Consider the following 15,357-nt stretch of genomic DNA (forward strand, 5'->3'; position numbering starts at 1 on the left):
CTTGGGAACAGCGGAATACCGTTTATATGGCTAAACAGCCATGAACTAATATAACATAATTTCCTGCTACACTCAACACCCAATTTGGTTTTATGGGTGTTGACGGGAATTTAACACTGAATGCCGAATTCCATAACCAAAATAAACGATTAATCCAAGGGCAAACCAGCCCACCATTAATAATTTAGCATCAACATTTAAGTTCCAAAAAATGATCGCTGAGAATAACGCGGAAATTGCCGGCAAATATGGATAGCCTGGTATCTTAAATGACGCTTCTGGAAGATCATGCCTCTCGCGTTTCCGTAATGTGTAAATCCCCAATGACACAAAGATAAAGGCCACTAAGGTTCCCGCGGAAACCAAGGTTGCTAAAAACGTAAATGGAAAAACGGATCCTAAAATCATTGCGAGAACAGTAATGGTCCACAAGGCATGATTGGGAACTTTTTTATCATTGACATGTCCTAATGTTTTTGGTAAGAGACCGTCCCGACCAAAAGCATAAATCAAACGTGATGATGCAAGCAGAATAGCAATCAACGCTGAAAAAATTCCGATAATGACCACAATCGATAATAAATTAGCAGTAATATAATGTCCTGCATGGCGTAATGCCCAAGCTGCTGGTTCTGCATTTCCCTTATAGTTGGTGTATTTAAACATTCCGACCAACACAAGGGAAACTGCGATAAAGAATCCAGTACCAAGTACCAGCGTACCAATTAACCCCCGGGGCATCGTTTTTTGCGGATTCTTCGTTTCTGCTGTATTAGCAGCAATTGCATCAAATCCCACGTAAGCAATGAAGATCTGTGAAGCTCCAGCCATAATCCAAGTCCAGCCACCAAAGGACGTCCCTGGTTGGTGCGTTGGAATAAACGGTACGTAATTCTGCGGATGAATTGCTGTCGCACCCACTACAACAAACATGATAATCACAATCAGCTTAATGGCTACAATCGTATTTTCAATCCGACTAACCTGGTGAACTCCACGTGATAACAACACGCCGACAATTAAAATCGCCACGGCTGCCAAAATATCAACGTAGGACCCCTGTTGGGGGCTAAAACCACCTGTCAGTGCTTTCGGCAGTTGAATACCAAAACTGGCTAAAAAGCCTTGCATATAAGCAGACCATCCTGAAGCCACAAACGCTACCGAAATAAAATACTCAGCAAGCAGTGCCCAACCGGCAATCCACCCAAAAAATTCACCGAACAACACATTCATCCACGAAAATGCCGATCCAGCAAAGGGCAGGACTGACGCGGTTTCAGCATAAGCTAACGCCGATAGGCCAGCACCAATCGCCGCCACAATAAAAGCCAGCGGTACTGCTGGACCAGTGTGGTCAGCTGCCACAATCCCCGGTAATGTAAAAATAGCGGTTCCAACCACCATCCCAGTACCCAAGCCAATTAAATCCAAAGTTGTCAAAGTTGGATCAAGATTGCCATCCTTCAATTGATACACTGACGGATCTTCTTTTTGCAAAAGACGCTGAACAAACTTATTCTTCATCGTCACTCTCCTGATCTAACTTTAAATCTTGCAACATAATTTCCTGTTCCCGTGTCAAATGGGCTGCCTCAAGTAAATCAGGACGGCGTTCCAGTGTGCGACGCAATGATTCTCGCATCCGCCATTCCTTAATTTTTTGGTGATTACCACTAGTCAGCACTTCTGGAACCTTCATGCCACGAAAATCTGCCGGACGAGTATATTGGGGATATTCTAGCAAACCATTAGAAAATGAATCTCCCATTGGTGAAGCTTGATTTCCTAAAACACCAGGAACAAAGCGCACTGTCGCATCAATCATCACCATCGCGGCTAATTCACCGCCAGTTAAGACGTAATCACCTAAGGATGCTTCATCAGTCACTAAATTACGAATTCGTTCGTCATAGCCTTCATAATGTCCACAGATAAACGTTAAGTGCTCTTCTTGAGCTAATTCTTGGGCATACTTTTGGTCAAACCGACGTCCTGCGGGATCCATCAAAATAACCCGTCCCTTTGGATATTTACCCGCAACTTCTTGATCGATCGCTGCCATTGCATCAAAAATCGGTTGGGCCTGCAAAAGCATTCCTGCACCGCCACCAAACGGTGCATCATCAACGTGACGGTGCTTATCAGTAGTGTACTGACGAAAATCCGTCACATTGATATCTAAAAAACCGTCATCTTGTGCGCGACCGACAATGGATTCACCAAGAGTTGCCTGAAACATATCGGGAAACAGACTCAAAATATCAATTCGCATTACTCTAATCCCTCCAGTAATTCTACTGTAACTACTTGTTTAGCTAAGTCCACATCCTTAATGACATCGTTAATTACTGGTAAGAGCAAGTCACTTTGATTCTCTCGTTGAACAACCCAAACATCATTGGCACCTGGCGACATAATTTCTTTTATCTTACCTAAATGACGACCATCAACCGTCACAACATCGAGACCAATAATCTGGTGATAATAATATTCGCCATCTGCTAATTCGTCTTGTTGGTCACCAGAAACTGCGAGAAAACAATCCCGGAACTTTTCGACTTCGTTAATATTGTCGAAGCCTTGAAACTTAACTAGCTCCATCCCCTTATGAGGGCGGGCTTTTTCAATGGTTACTGGAATATATTCATGATTTTTTTCAATTACCAATTGGCTACCAGCCTTAAATCTTTCATCCGCAAAATCGGTAATCGGCACCACCCGGACCTCACCGCGGATGCCATGAGTATTTACAATTTTCCCGACATGATAATAGTTTGGTTTTGGCATTACTCCAATCTCCTTTTAGTAAATTACGAAAAAAGACCGGGAAATTACTCCCAGTCCTTTTTAATGGCGGTGATCATTAATGACTAACCGAATTTTCTTCGCGTTGATATGTTTGTTCCGTGCTCCTTCGACCACGGTCCGTAACGCACTCGCAACATGTCCTTGCCGACCAATCACTCGACCGACGTCAGTAGCGGCAACGTCTAGTACGTATTCCCGATACCGTTCAGTATCGCGCTCAGTCACAGTAATAGCACTGGGCTCTTGAACTAATGGCTGAACCAACGTCACAATCAACTTTGAAAAATCAATTTCTTTCATGCATTATGACCTCAAAACCACTACTTTTTAGCGTACTTAGCTTCGTGGTACTTCTTCATAACACCAGCCTTTTGAAGCATGTTACGAACAGTATCAGAAGGTTGTGCACCCTTTTGCAACCATTCCATAACGGCGTCTTCATCAAACTTGACTTCCTTTGGAGTGGTAAGTGGGTTGTAAGTACCAAGACTAGTGATGAAACGACCATCACGTGGTGCACGTGAATCAGCTACAACGATCCGGTAGAATGGACGTCTCTTAGAACCCATGCGCTTTAAACGAATCTTTACGGACATTAATGACACCTCCCTCGGCTTTTTTCTAACAGGTAATAATATACCAATTTTCTAGAAGAATGTAAAGTATTTTTTCTTGACAGGCTTAATTATTTTACGCCGGTTCTGATCACGGACTAATAATCCTAAAGTTGACATCATGGTAATTAATCCTAAGCCCATTAACCCAAACCCATCTTGACGAGTTTGGGGAAGTTTCTCCTTCTGAGTAGTTTGGCCCTCACGAGAAGTCTTCTGATTATCAGTAGTCGTCTTTCCTACGGATTGAACTACTTCTTGTTGTGTTTGAGGTGTTGGCATTGGAGTTACGGATTGCGGATTATCAACCTTTGGATCCGTTCTGGGTTCATCACTCTCTGGATTAGGAATGTCTGGATGCGGCGTTGGAATTACTTGTTGTGTATATTTGACCGTCCGTTCGAAATTGAGCGTATCATAGTTAACATTAACCGCTGGGATCACTTCTTGATCTGCTACGTACCCATCAATTACTGGCGAACTAATGGCCGCAATAGTTTTCGATAATGGTTGCCAACCATTCCAACTTTTCTCCTTAGTAACTTCGTCCTGACTCCCTTGCAGAGTGAAAAATACTTGACGGACTTGATCTGGTGCAGCCTTTTGGCCTTGTAATGGTCCATTTGCGTAAAGATAATGCACTGTTTCTGTGACGGTCTTACTTTCACTTAACGGCGTTACTTGATGTTTCAAGTAAACATAAACGTCCTGATCTTGATCCCCATACGTTCCAGATTGTGCTCGCGAATCGAGTTTCGTTGCAAGTACATAATGGTTGGCTTGATAATCCCATGGGCTTGAAACAGTGTAATTAGTACCTGATTCACCAGTCAATGGCCCTTTGGAGTGCACTTCTTTTCCGTCAGTCGGCATAAAGTTCGTTTTACCTGGGGTTTTACGCAATGTTTGATCAACATCAATATAGTGGATCGTAACCGAACTTGACTTTGGTGCCGGTGCTAAATAGATTGTGACAATCTGGTCGACACTTGAATCATGATCAAAGTGTACTGGCAATTGATCCGTCTTCTTTAGTTTGGTATTGGAAGAATTATTATCAACAATTGAATACCGAGCATGAGATCCAGAGTCAGTATACTCTTGGTACTTCTGCAGAAGATTATCCCACTCTTGTTGCGTAGCATTACTAATAGCAGCATCTGATTTACCGGTTTCTAGTAATGTCCGGGGGACAAGCGTTGAATGATAGTTACCATTAGCGTCTTCTAATACAACTTGATAATAAAGATGCTGCGGCTGCCCTTGATAAATCACATTAACTACTAATGCCTTTTCAGACGGATCATAAGTTACTTGACGAGTATAATCAGACGCATTCGTTGAATTTCCGTAGGTAAAGTAACCTTGGAAGCCAGCCTTGGTAATCGGCGTCTTTAAATCGCCCGCTTGGTAGGCAGTGTACCCATCAATTACCGGAACATCAACATCATAAAACTGTCCTTCTTGAAAATGGCTATTTTCTGGCGAAGTTCCATTGTACCAAGTGGCACCATTATCTGAACTAACAAAGGTAACCGTCCGCACTGTATCGTTAGCTGCTGTCTTTCCACCAACTTGATCAAACCAATAATGAATGATTTGCTTGGCAACTCCTTGATTAAAGGTTGGCCGTTGCCCGACCGCAATCCCGTAATTATTAGGAGCGTGCAAAATTGTTTGCGGATTTTTCATAAAGAAATATCCCGCTTGGCCATTTTCACCAACATTCGTTAGCTTTATCTTCTTTCCCTGGTGATCCGTAACTTGGACTTGCCAAGGATGATTTTCAAGTTCTTTGATTAAGCCATCATCTACTAGTACTCCAGCTACATGGTGATAATTTGGATACTTTTTGGCAATTGCATTCGAATCATCAGAATTATAATCCGAAATTCCCGCATCCGCTGGTGGCAGCAAATCAAAGGCATTTTTCGGCTTCCAACTCAATAGGGTAATGGTCGAAGCATATGAACGCGTGCCATTTGAATCATGACGAAAACCTAAATAATCGCCATCAATATGAACATGATATGTCTTGGTGTTACCACTCTGCGTACTCGTAACGGTTACTTGCGGTTTAGTAATTACCGTCTCACTACCCACCGCGATTTTTTCATTGTCCACCAATGGATCCGCTGACTGGGTTTCACTTGCCCCCACAATCGTACGTTTCAGATCCTGCTGAACTTGATTATCATCCGCAAAGAAGTACTCAACCTTATCAGTATCAGCTGGTTTAGTAACCGTGAGATTAAAGTCATTTCCCACCGAATGGTCAAGACTGACCCCCTTCACTTTGTGCAGAATCATTCAATGAATTATAACCGAGTACCCAAGTACCGTCCTCACGTTGATACCACCAATGAGCAGCCGTCTTCGTTGAAGTGTTAGCCCCCCCCAGCTCATCGGCACGATTTAAGGTTGCGGTACGATCACCATGAGTAACCTTTAGGCTCAAACCACTTGTCGCAATCGCAGAACCAATTTGAATATCATCTTTTGGCTGATATTCCGAAATACTGCTGTCTGGTGAATACAACGTAAAACTATCCGTATCAGTCGAAGCCTTTGTGCTGTCTTCATTCACAAAGGCGTTGTACCAATTCAAGGCAGAAATTTTGGTGGATACCGCGCCATATTTATTAATATCATCAACAAAAATCAGTCGATAATAACCATTGGTAGCACCGAGCTGCTTAACAGCATCTTCATTATGTTTCATCACTTCTGTCCACTGCGATGAGGTCGTACCGGTATTAGTCTGGCTTTGTGAACCTAAATAAGCATTTTCGGCATCCATTGGAACTACATACCCAATTAAGTGCCCCTGGTTAGACCAAACCTCAATTGGCGTATTTTGTTTAACAACCTGTCCATAGCTCAAACGCTTAGTTTGACCCGTTGCCGTCACCGTGTAGGGCACACCCATTTGGATATCAAAGTAGTCGCCCGCTTTTAGTTGTTGAACTTGCTCATTTGAAAGGTTAAATTCAAAACTCAACTTTGTGGATCCCGCCGTTGAAATACCATTTTGATCCGACTGTCCCGAGACCTTTTCGACATGAATGTTGGAAACATTCTCATTCGTTAACTGATCCTTGACATTGTGCTCAGCGGTGGGCACCGTTGATTCTTGATCAGCTGACTGACCACTAGTCGGCTCAGAGTTAGGCACATCCTGCGCTTCAGTTACAGCACGATTGTCGAGTGTACTTGCAAAACCATTCTCCTGCGTCACTCCTAAATAAATAGCAGTTGATAGGAGAACAGAAGCAACCCCAATACTTAACTTCCGTAAACCATAATGTTGAATCCGTTGATCTGAAAAATGGTGATTATTCTTTCCTGTCATCATCATCATCGCTCCCCAAATTTTTAATTATGATATTAAATGATAAATAATCGTAACCTTAATTAGAATATCACTATTAATCTAATTATCAATATTTAACCACCGTAAATTTTTAGAATTGGCTGACCATTGGTCAAACTAATTTTCGTAACACTAGCATTCGCTGGTTCCGCAAGATTTTCGGGATGTTTAAGTCCCAATAACTGAGCCACCCATAATTTAATCGTCATGCCATGTGAAACCACCAACACTTTTTCGTCAGCATCACCATTTAAATCATCCATAAAGTGCTTTAAACGGGTTTGGGCTTGTTGATAACGCTCACCGCCTGAAACTTTCCATGACTGACTAAAATAAACCGGATCATGAAAATACTCCGGATACTGATCCAGGAGATCTTCAATTTTCTGCCCGTCCCAGGATCCATAATCAAACTCAACTAACCGTGAATCAAAAGTCAGCGTAGTGGATTGACCCACAATAATCTTCGCAGTCTCACTGGCCCGGTGCAATGGGCTCACATATACACGGTCAAAATGTTGGTCAAGTAACCGCTCTTTGGTCAATTCAGCTTGCTGACAGCCCTCACTAGTTAATGCTGTATCAACTTTTGCTCCCTGTAAAATATGCGCCGCGTTTGCCTTGCTCTGCCCGTGGCGAACTAAATATAACTCCATTGTTATTACTCCCAAGTTATTGCCCATATTTTAACTCAATCCATCCGCCAGCAAACAAAAAACTCTAGAAAGTTGATTTCAACCCTCTAGAGTTAATTTTTCATCAACGGAATATTACTTCTTACGTAATTTACGCAACTTCTTCATCCGTTTTAATTTATCTTTCTTCATCTTGCGCGCCATTCGGTTCATCGCCATTTGGCCCATCTTACCACCAGGCATTTGGCCACCCATCATATTTTGCATTCCAGAAAAGTTACCATTGGTTACTTGCTTCATCATCTTCCGCATTTGACCAAACTGTTTAATCATCCGGTTAACTTCAACGATTGGTCGACCAGCACCCGCTGCTAACCGACGACGGCGACTTGGATTCATCAAATCTGGATTTTCCCGTTCTTCTGGGGTCATCGATTGAATAATCGCCTTAATATGAAGAAACTGTTTAGGATCAATATTGAGATTCTTTAACGCTGGATTATTAGCCATTCCAGGCATCATTTTCAAAATATTTTCCAGTGGGCCCATGTTACTAATTTGATCTAATTGGGCAAGAAAGTCATTGTAATCAAATTCATTGGCCCGCATCTTCTCCATCGTTTCCTGGGCCTGCTCTTCATCAAAATTCTTTTGGGCCTTTTCAATTAGGGTCATCATGTCCCCCATACCCAGAATCCGTGAAGCCATTCGATCAGGGTGGAAAACATCTAAGTTCTCCATCTTTTCCCCTTCACCGACAAACTTAATTGGTTTACCAGTGACTGCACGGATGGACATTGCGGCCCCACCACGAGTGTCACCATCTAACTTAGTCAGAACTACCCCGGTCACGTCCAGTTTATCGTCAAAGCCTTGAGCAGTCGCAACCGCGTTTTGCCCAGTCATTGCATCGACCACCAGCAAAATTTCATTTGGTTGGGCCAATTCTTTAATATTAGCTAATTCATCCATTAGCTGTTCATCAATTTGTAGACGCCCAGCAGTATCAATAATCACGTAGTCATTATGGTTGGCTTTGGCCGCCGCTAAACCTTCGCGAACAATTTCAACTGGATCAACGTCCGTTCCTTTTTCAAATACAGGTACGTCAATGGAGTCCGCAACCTGTTGTAATTGTGTAATGGCCGCCGGCCGATAAACGTCCGCCGCAATGAAGAGCGGCCGGGCATGATCTTCATTTTTCAGACGGTATGCTAACTTACCAGCGGTGGTCGTTTTACCTGCCCCTTGGAGTCCGACCATCATGATTACGGTTGGAATGTGTGGCGCCTTATTTAGAGCAACGGCCTCACTCCCCATTAATTCAGTTAATTCATCATTAACAATCTTGACGATTTGTTGTGCCGGATTTAATCCCTTTAAGACTTCTGCACCGGTCGCCTTAGTCCGAACCTTTTTCACAAAGTCCTTAACCACCGTAAAGTTAACGTCGGCTTCCAACAGAGCGAGCCGAATTTCCCGCATCGTCTCTCGTAAATCTGCTTCCGTGACTTTCGGCTTTCGCCGCAATTTCTCCATGGCTTTTTGCAGCCGTTCCGTCAATCCTTCAAATGCCATTGGTATCCCTCTTTATTCTTCTTCTAGATTTTCCAAGTGTGTCACCAAGTGATTTAGTTGTTGATCATCTGGATAGTGCTTTTGAACATACTGTTGAATTCGTTCCGCTTGCTGATTGCGGCGACTAAACTCGGCATAAAGATGTAGCTTCTGTTCATAGCCTTCCAGTGCTTTCTCGGTGCGTTTAATATTATCATAGACTGCCTGTCTTGACACGGAAAAATCCTCCGCAATCTCTCCCAACGAGTAATCATCCGCATAGTACAGTTGCATATAATCATACTGTTTTTTGGTTAACAGTGGAGAGTAAAATTCAAATAGGTCATTAATTCGCTCATTTTTTTCTAGTTCCACTTTTTCACCTCATTATATGGATCAACACTAATCAGTAGTGGTAACTAAGCCCTTAAATAATCCATAGACAAATTCACTTGCATCAAATTCTTGGAGATCGGTGACCTTTTCACCTAAGCCGACGAATTTCACTGGTAAATGAAGTTCATTACGAATCGCTAAGACAATTCCTCCACGAGCGGTACCGTCTAGTTTAGTTAAAACGATCCCAGTAACATCCGTACTTTCTTTAAAGAGTTTGGCTTGACTTAATGCATTTTGACCAGTGGTGGCATCTAATACAAGTAATACTTCGTGTGGTGCATCAGGAATTTCACGGGTTAAAATCCGCTTCATTTTGGCTAACTCGTTCATCAAGTTGACCTTGTTTTGCAGTCGACCAGCGGTATCCACAAAGAGGACATCATAACCTTCCGCCTTGGCCTTTTTGACACCATCGAAGACCACCGCGGCAGGATCACCATTTTCTGGTCCGGTTACAATATCGACCCCATCTCGTTTAGCCCAGACGTCCAACTGCTCAGTTGCTCCTGCCCGAAATGTATCAGCAGCAGCAAGCAGCACTTTTTTGCCTTCGTTTTTAAAACGCGCAGCCATTTTACCAATGGTGGTCGTTTTACCAGCACCATTGACCCCCACAAACATGATCACGGTTGGCCCAGATTGAGCAAAATTAATTCCCGTTTGTTCATCTTGACCAGCGTCATCATATAATTCAACCATCTTTTGAATAATAACATTGGAAACGTCTTGTTTCGACTTAGCGTTTTGTAACTTAACTTCTTCCCGCAACGAATCACTTAATTTCATTGCCATATCATACCCAACGTCAGATTCAATCATTAAATCTTCTAGATCTTCAAAGAAGTCTTCATCAACGTGACGGAAGTTAGCCAGAAACTTATTTAGTCGGGCCCCGAAACCGTTCCGTGATTTTTCTAATCCGACATCATACTTCTCTTCGCTCGTCTTATCAGCAGAAGCGCTATTTACCGGTTCAGTTGAGCTTGCTTCCTCTTCAGCTGATTCAGTTATTGATTCCCCGTCTTCTTGGGATGATGAAGTTTCATCAACCCGTGATTCAGTCGTAGTTGAACTTTCTTCATTTTCTACTACTGTATCACCTTCATTAGCGGAGCGGTCAACATGGTTTTCAACTGCGGATTCTGACTTAAGGCGTTCTGCTTTGGACGAGTCAACTGATTGTGCGGAACCATCCTGTGGATTTTCTGTTGGCGTTGCGTCCTGAGCTTGATCAACCTCGGCAGATTCTTCGGTCGCTGGATCTTCGGTTGGAGTTGGCTTTACTTCTTCTTGTTCGTCTTGGTGTCGTTTCCGACGAAAAATATCAAATAATCCCATTTAATTTCACCTCGTTATTGATTGGTTGTCTCTTCACCTAACGTTTTGGCAACATCAACTGAAACTACCTCGGAAATCCCGGATTCCTGCATGGTCACCCCGTAAAGGACATCTGCATTCCGCATCGTTCCCTTTCGGTGTGTAATCACAATAAACTGCGGCCCGGAATTGCCAAAGCGATCCAAATAGTTGGCGAATCGGTCAACATTAACATCGTCTAATGCAGCTTCCGGCTCATCAAGAATAGCGAACGGTACTGGCCGCACTTTCAAAATTGCGAATAATAATGCAATCGCCGTAAGGGCTTTCTCACCACCAGATAGCAAGCTTAATTGCTGATTTTTCTTGCCAGGTGGTTGCGCCATTATGTCCACTCCCGTTTCCAGCAAATCGTCAGGGTCCGTTAAAATTAACTTAGCCTGACCACCATTAAAAATCTGGCGGAATGTTTCCGTAAATGATTGGGAAACTTCATTAAATGTTTTAATAAAGCGCTGTTTGACCTGGTCATCCATCTTATCCATGGTAGTTTCTAGCTGTTCCTTAGCCGCTAACAAATCATCCTTTTGCCCAGTTAAGAATTGGTAACGTTCTGAAACCTGCTTATATTCATCAATCGAACCAAGATTAACGTTACCGATTTCCGCCAAGCCCCGTTTTAATAGCTTAATCTGGCGGGATAATTTCTCATCTGAAATCGTTGATTGATTTTGCTGAGCTTCTTGAAGCGTCATGCTATATTGTTCACTCAGCTTATTCAAGCCCTGATCAACGGCAGCTTCTAAATGACCTTTCTGATCATTTAATCCGGACACATCATTTAATACTGCCCGAGTTAATTCTTGTAATCGCTCACTTTCTGCGGTCGCCTGATCAATTTTTTCTTCTAAGGCTGTTTGCCGATCATTACAATCACTAACGGTTTGACGTGCCTTTTTCAAAACAACTTGGGCCTGTTGTAAAGCTGTTTCTTGATCCTGCGTGCTCGTTTGATCATTAGCAGCTCCCTGTGCCAATTCATTTAATTGTTGTTCGATAGTTGCTAATTGTTGTTGCACATCAGTTTGTTGACGGCTTAGTTCATCATGCTGGTTGGCTAGTTGCCGCTGACGTTCCTTAGCGACTGCTTGTTCTTGTTCCAATTGATGGATGACTTCATCTTGACTAGACGCATTGGATTCTAATTCAGCAATTTGTTTTTTAGTCTGCTGAACCTGATCCTTGGCATCAGTTAACTGCTGATTTAAGTCCGCCGTCTTCTCTTCATTTGCTTGTTGCTGATTAGTAAAAGATACCTGTTGATCATTCCGCTGGTTGGCCTGAAACTCAAAAGCTTGAACCCGCCGTTGTAATTCATTTAAATGGTTTTCGGTAACCTCAACCGTAGTTTGCAAGCGGTCAGTTACCTGACGCTGCTCATTAAATTGAGCTTCGGACTGTTCAATCGTTTGTTGATTAGCCTGTCGCGCGGTCGTTAGTTTTTGAACCTGTTCTTCTAAAGCAGACGCATTTTGTTGTTCTTGTTGCAAATCTGCCTTTAATTTGGTTAACTGCTGCTTTTGGCTCAATAAACCAACCCGTTGATGGCGATTAGCTCCACCCGTCATGGCACCGCTGGCATTGATTAATTGACCATCTAACGTGATAACCCGTAACTGGTGGTGTCCCGCACGACTAATGGCTGTAGCGTGATCAAGATTATCCACTACTACCGTTGTCGACAGCAGGTGGTCAATCACGGACTTGAATTGATCAGAATACTGAATTAACTGAGTGGCTTGGCCGATATAGCCAGGCATCTTTTGAACATCAGCCAGTGTTTTAGGTATCCATCCTGGACGAATCGTATCTAATGGCAAAATGGTGACCCGACCACCACGATGACGAATCAAGTAATTAATAATCTGTTTACCAGTATTTTGATTATCAACTACCAACTGCTGCAGTTGACTTCCCAGAACCGTTTCAATAGCTGTGGTGTACTGAGCTGGTACTTGGATTAACTCACTAACTGAACCTGCCAGGCCTGAAAAATGCTGCCGTTCCTTCAAGATCGTTTGAACTCCAGCATAATAACCAGTGTAGTCCGTCAACATCGCCTGGTAGTTTTTCACTTGCTGTTCAGCCGAACGAACTGTCCCTAAAGATTGATACCATTGCTTTTGGACCTGTTCATATTGACTTTGCAACTGTTGACGATGTTGATTAGCAGCCTTCAATTCACGCTCCGCCCGCGTCAACTTAGTTTGTGCTTCCGCTAATTCTTTTTGTTGGGCAGCTAATTGTTGGCGCGCCGTGCTCAATTGTTGACGACCTTCAACTAGATTTTGCTGATCTTGCTTCACGACGTTTAAATTACGTTCATGATTTTGCTTTAAGTACACCCGCTCATTATGCAATGTCGTCAACTGCTGCATTAAATCAACCTGGCGCTCTTGGAGTTGTTCTAATTCCTGGTTTAATCTTTGCACCCTTTCCGCCGCACTCAGTGATCGCAAATCTTTTAATTTTTTGCGCTCTGTTGATAACTTACTCTTTAGCTCCGCAGCTTGATGCTCATTTTGGGCCAACTGTTGAGTGAGTTGCTCCTGGCGTTCTTTGAGCTCCTGTTTTTGCGATGTTAACCGCTGCTGATCTTTAAGCCGTTGTTCCTGGCGAATAGAAGATAGTGATTGCTGATTTTGTAATTTAGCAATTTCTTCAACCTTAGCAGTAACCTCATTTTGGGCTTGATCCTTTTGTTGCAGAACCTGACGTCGATTCTCCTGAAGCTTTTGTAAGGTATCTTTTGCTTTTTTCGTTTGCTGATCATACTGGGCGCTCATTTGATTAGACTGACCCAATTTCTTACGAATACTGGTCAGCTCAGCTTGATCTCTTAATACTTGACGAACCGTTTGTGTACGATCAAATTGATCAAGTTTTTGCTTTTGTTCTAAATAATCTTGCGCCAGTGAACTTTCTTCTTTTAGGGGTTCTAGTCGACGTTCCAATTCAACGACGATATCATTAACCCGGTCAAGGCGCTCAGCGGTTTCTTGAAGCTTCTTTTCAGCGGTCGTCTTATTTTGCTTATACTTAGCAACCCCGGCGACCGTTTCAATAATGCGGCGACGATCGCTTGGTTGTCCATTAAAAATTTCGGCAACCCGTCCTTGCGAGATAATCGAAAATGACTCACGACCAATGCCTGAGTTAATAAATAAATCTACAATATCTTTTAAACGGACACGGTGATCATTAATAAGATATTCACTATCACCATTTCGATAAAGCTTTCTAGTCACGGTAATTTCAGAATATTGGCTTTGCAAATAATGGTCACTATTATCAAGGGTCATTTTAACAACCGCCCGATTGAGTGGATGGTGATCCTTAGAACCATTGAAGATCACATCAACCATTTTGCCACCACGAAGCGTTTTGGCAGATTGTTCGCCCATTACCCAACGGAGGGCTTCAATTACATTACTTTTCCCGCTACCGTTGGGGCCGATAATACCGGTCATCCCAGGCTGAAACTTAATCGTGGTCTTATGGGCAAATGACTTAAACCCATCAATTTCCATTGACACAAGTTGCATTAAACGTTCACCATCTTATTTTGTCGTTGCTCGTAACTTTTTCAGCGCCTGCGCAGCTGCATCCATCTCAGCATGCTTCTTTGACGATCCCGTCCCTTGGGCTAGTACTTGGCCATCTGCACTGACGTTTACCTTAAATTCAGGGGCGTTTTCTGACCCAGTTTCGTCAAGAAGGTGATATTCAATATCAACATCGCCGTCCCGTTGGAGAAATTCTTGTAAACTGGTTTTGGTATCAACAGCATGATCAAACCATCCCATATCCAACTTCGGGAAAATTACCCGGTGAATAAAGCGTTCAACAGCATCACGACCCTGATCTAAGTACAATGCCCCAATAAATGATTCAAAAATATCACACAATAAGCCTGGACGATTTCGTGCTCCAGCCATTTCTTCACCCTTACCTAAGCGAATGTATTGGTCAAAATGACATTCTTTGGCAAATTTAGAAAAACTATCTTCACACACCATTGCCGCCCGTAACCGAGTTAATTTTCCTTGAAGTAATTCTGGATAACGCCGATAGATATATTCTGAAACGAACAATTGTAAAACGGCATCGCCTAAAAATTCAATCCGTTCATAATACTTTAAGTGCTGTTCAGGATGTTCGTTGACGTATGAGGCTTGGGTAAACGCCTCAGCTAATAAGTCTGGATTCTGAAAATGAATGTCAAATTCATCTGCCAGATATTGTTGTAATTCAGTAATCATACCGCTTTCCTTTCTCAAAAAAAGCCGCCGATGAAAATCCTTCATCGCGGCCCACATCATAATATTACCGTAATCTTCATTTATTTGTCGTTTTGATGGGCAGCAATATAGTCGACTACTTCACCAATGGTGCTTAACTTTTCTGCTTCCGCGTCATCGATTTCTGCCCCAAAGGTATCTTCAACTTCCAAAACAAATTCTACAAAGTCAATTGAGTCAGCATCGAGATCTGTCTTCAAATTTAAATCATCGGTAATCTTGGCACGATCAATGTCAAAGTGATCAGCAACAATGGCTGATACTTTATCAAAGATTTCATTTTTTTCCAT

Annotated in this window: 14 protein-coding genes; all 14 read right to left on the reverse strand. The window is 42.7% G+C overall.

All coding sequences use genetic code 11. The annotated features are described in order from the left end of the window. Positions 1-90: 90 nt before the first annotated feature. Complete coding sequence (locus HMPREF0501_RS02080) at positions 91-1,527, reverse strand: APC family permease (RefSeq protein ID WP_006916166.1); 1,437 nt, start codon at positions 1,525-1,527, stop codon at positions 91-93. Then, entirely contained in the window at positions 1,517-2,275 is a 759-nt protein-coding gene (trmD, locus tag HMPREF0501_RS02085; RefSeq protein ID WP_006916167.1) for a tRNA (guanosine(37)-N1)-methyltransferase TrmD, read from the reverse strand. The genes HMPREF0501_RS02080 and trmD overlap by 11 nt, the downstream gene beginning before the upstream one ends. After that, positions 2,275-2,790 carry a ribosome maturation factor RimM gene (rimM, locus tag HMPREF0501_RS02090; protein ID WP_006916168.1) on the reverse strand — a complete coding sequence of 172 codons (516 nt, stop codon included), beginning with the start codon at positions 2,788-2,790 and terminating at the stop codon, positions 2,275-2,277. The genes trmD and rimM overlap by 1 nt, the downstream gene beginning before the upstream one ends. Positions 2,791-2,850: 60 nt before the next feature. After that, positions 2,851-3,111 (reverse strand): KH domain-containing protein, encoded by a 261-nt coding sequence (locus HMPREF0501_RS02095; RefSeq protein ID WP_006916170.1) that lies wholly within the window; start codon positions 3,109-3,111, stop codon positions 2,851-2,853. A 20-nt stretch (positions 3,112-3,131) separates the two neighbouring features. After that, positions 3,132-3,407, reverse strand: a complete 276-nt coding sequence (gene rpsP / locus HMPREF0501_RS02100) for a 30S ribosomal protein S16 (protein WP_006916172.1) — start codon at positions 3,405-3,407, stop codon at positions 3,132-3,134. Positions 3,408-3,458: 51 nt separating this feature from the next. Further along, positions 3,459-5,735, reverse strand: a complete 2,277-nt coding sequence (locus HMPREF0501_RS02105; protein WP_006916173.1) for a mucin-binding protein — start codon at positions 5,733-5,735, stop codon at positions 3,459-3,461. Continuing rightward, positions 5,701-6,780 (reverse strand): YSIRK-type signal peptide-containing protein, encoded by a 1,080-nt coding sequence (locus HMPREF0501_RS02110; protein ID WP_040455626.1) that lies wholly within the window; start codon positions 6,778-6,780, stop codon positions 5,701-5,703. The genes HMPREF0501_RS02105 and HMPREF0501_RS02110 overlap by 35 nt, the downstream gene beginning before the upstream one ends. A gap of 92 nt (positions 6,781-6,872) precedes the next feature. Continuing rightward, entirely contained in the window at positions 6,873-7,454 is a 582-nt protein-coding gene (locus HMPREF0501_RS02115) for a histidine phosphatase family protein (RefSeq protein WP_040455628.1), read from the reverse strand. A gap of 114 nt (positions 7,455-7,568) precedes the next feature. Next, entirely contained in the window at positions 7,569-9,011 is a 1,443-nt protein-coding gene (ffh, locus tag HMPREF0501_RS02120; protein WP_006916175.1) for a signal recognition particle protein, read from the reverse strand. Between the two features lie 12 nt (positions 9,012-9,023). Next, positions 9,024-9,365 (reverse strand): putative DNA-binding protein, encoded by a 342-nt coding sequence (locus tag HMPREF0501_RS02125; RefSeq protein ID WP_006916176.1) that lies wholly within the window; start codon positions 9,363-9,365, stop codon positions 9,024-9,026. Between the two features lie 27 nt (positions 9,366-9,392). Continuing rightward, on the reverse strand, positions 9,393-10,727 hold the full coding sequence (gene ftsY, locus HMPREF0501_RS02130) for a signal recognition particle-docking protein FtsY (RefSeq protein WP_006916177.1): 1,335 nt from the start codon (positions 10,725-10,727) through the stop codon (positions 9,393-9,395). Between the two features lie 14 nt (positions 10,728-10,741). Continuing rightward, positions 10,742-14,311: a chromosome segregation protein SMC gene (smc, locus tag HMPREF0501_RS02135; RefSeq protein ID WP_006916178.1), complete on the reverse strand. Its 3,570-nt coding sequence runs from the start codon at positions 14,309-14,311 to the stop codon at positions 10,742-10,744. Between the two features lie 15 nt (positions 14,312-14,326). Continuing rightward, entirely contained in the window at positions 14,327-15,028 is a 702-nt protein-coding gene (rnc, locus tag HMPREF0501_RS02140) for a ribonuclease III (RefSeq protein WP_006916179.1), read from the reverse strand. Between the two features lie 80 nt (positions 15,029-15,108). Continuing rightward, positions 15,109-15,357: an acyl carrier protein gene (gene acpP / locus HMPREF0501_RS02145; RefSeq protein ID WP_006916180.1), complete on the reverse strand. Its 249-nt coding sequence runs from the start codon at positions 15,355-15,357 to the stop codon at positions 15,109-15,111.

The sequence above is a fragment of the Limosilactobacillus coleohominis 101-4-CHN genome (assembly GCF_000161935.1).
Lineage (GTDB): Bacteria > Bacillota > Bacilli > Lactobacillales > Lactobacillaceae > Limosilactobacillus > Limosilactobacillus coleohominis_A.

Bases quoted from the DNA above. Each gene is read 5' to 3' on its own strand.
- HMPREF0501_RS02080 (WP_006916166.1), bottom strand. From the start codon at position 1,527: ATGAAGAATAAGTTTGTTCAGCGTCTTTTGCAAAAAGAAGATCCGTCA.
- HMPREF0501_RS02110 (WP_040455626.1), bottom strand. From the start codon at position 6,780: ATGATGACAGGAAAGAATAATCACCATTTTTCAGATCAACGGATTCAA.
- trmD (WP_006916167.1), bottom strand. From the start codon at position 2,275: ATGCGAATTGATATTTTGAGTCTGTTTCCCGATATGTTTCAGGCAACT.
- acpP (WP_006916180.1), bottom strand. From the start codon at position 15,357: ATGGAAAAAAATGAAATCTTTGATAAAGTATCAGCCATTGTTGCTGAT.
- rnc (WP_006916179.1), bottom strand. From the start codon at position 15,028: ATGATTACTGAATTACAACAATATCTGGCAGATGAATTTGACATTCAT.
- HMPREF0501_RS02115 (WP_040455628.1), bottom strand. From the start codon at position 7,454: ATGGAGTTATATTTAGTTCGCCACGGGCAGAGCAAGGCAAACGCGGCG.
- ffh (WP_006916175.1), bottom strand. From the start codon at position 9,011: ATGGCATTTGAAGGATTGACGGAACGGCTGCAAAAAGCCATGGAGAAA.
- HMPREF0501_RS02105 (WP_006916173.1), bottom strand. From the start codon at position 5,735: ATGATTCTGCACAAAGTGAAGGGGGTCAGTCTTGACCATTCGGTGGGA.
- rimM (WP_006916168.1), bottom strand. From the start codon at position 2,790: ATGCCAAAACCAAACTATTATCATGTCGGGAAAATTGTAAATACTCAT.
- HMPREF0501_RS02095 (WP_006916170.1), bottom strand. From the start codon at position 3,111: ATGAAAGAAATTGATTTTTCAAAGTTGATTGTGACGTTGGTTCAGCCA.
- ftsY (WP_006916177.1), bottom strand. From the start codon at position 10,727: ATGGGATTATTTGATATTTTTCGTCGGAAACGACACCAAGACGAACAA.
- smc (WP_006916178.1), bottom strand. From the start codon at position 14,311: ATGCAACTTGTGTCAATGGAAATTGATGGGTTTAAGTCATTTGCCCAT.
- rpsP (WP_006916172.1), bottom strand. From the start codon at position 3,407: ATGTCCGTAAAGATTCGTTTAAAGCGCATGGGTTCTAAGAGACGTCCA.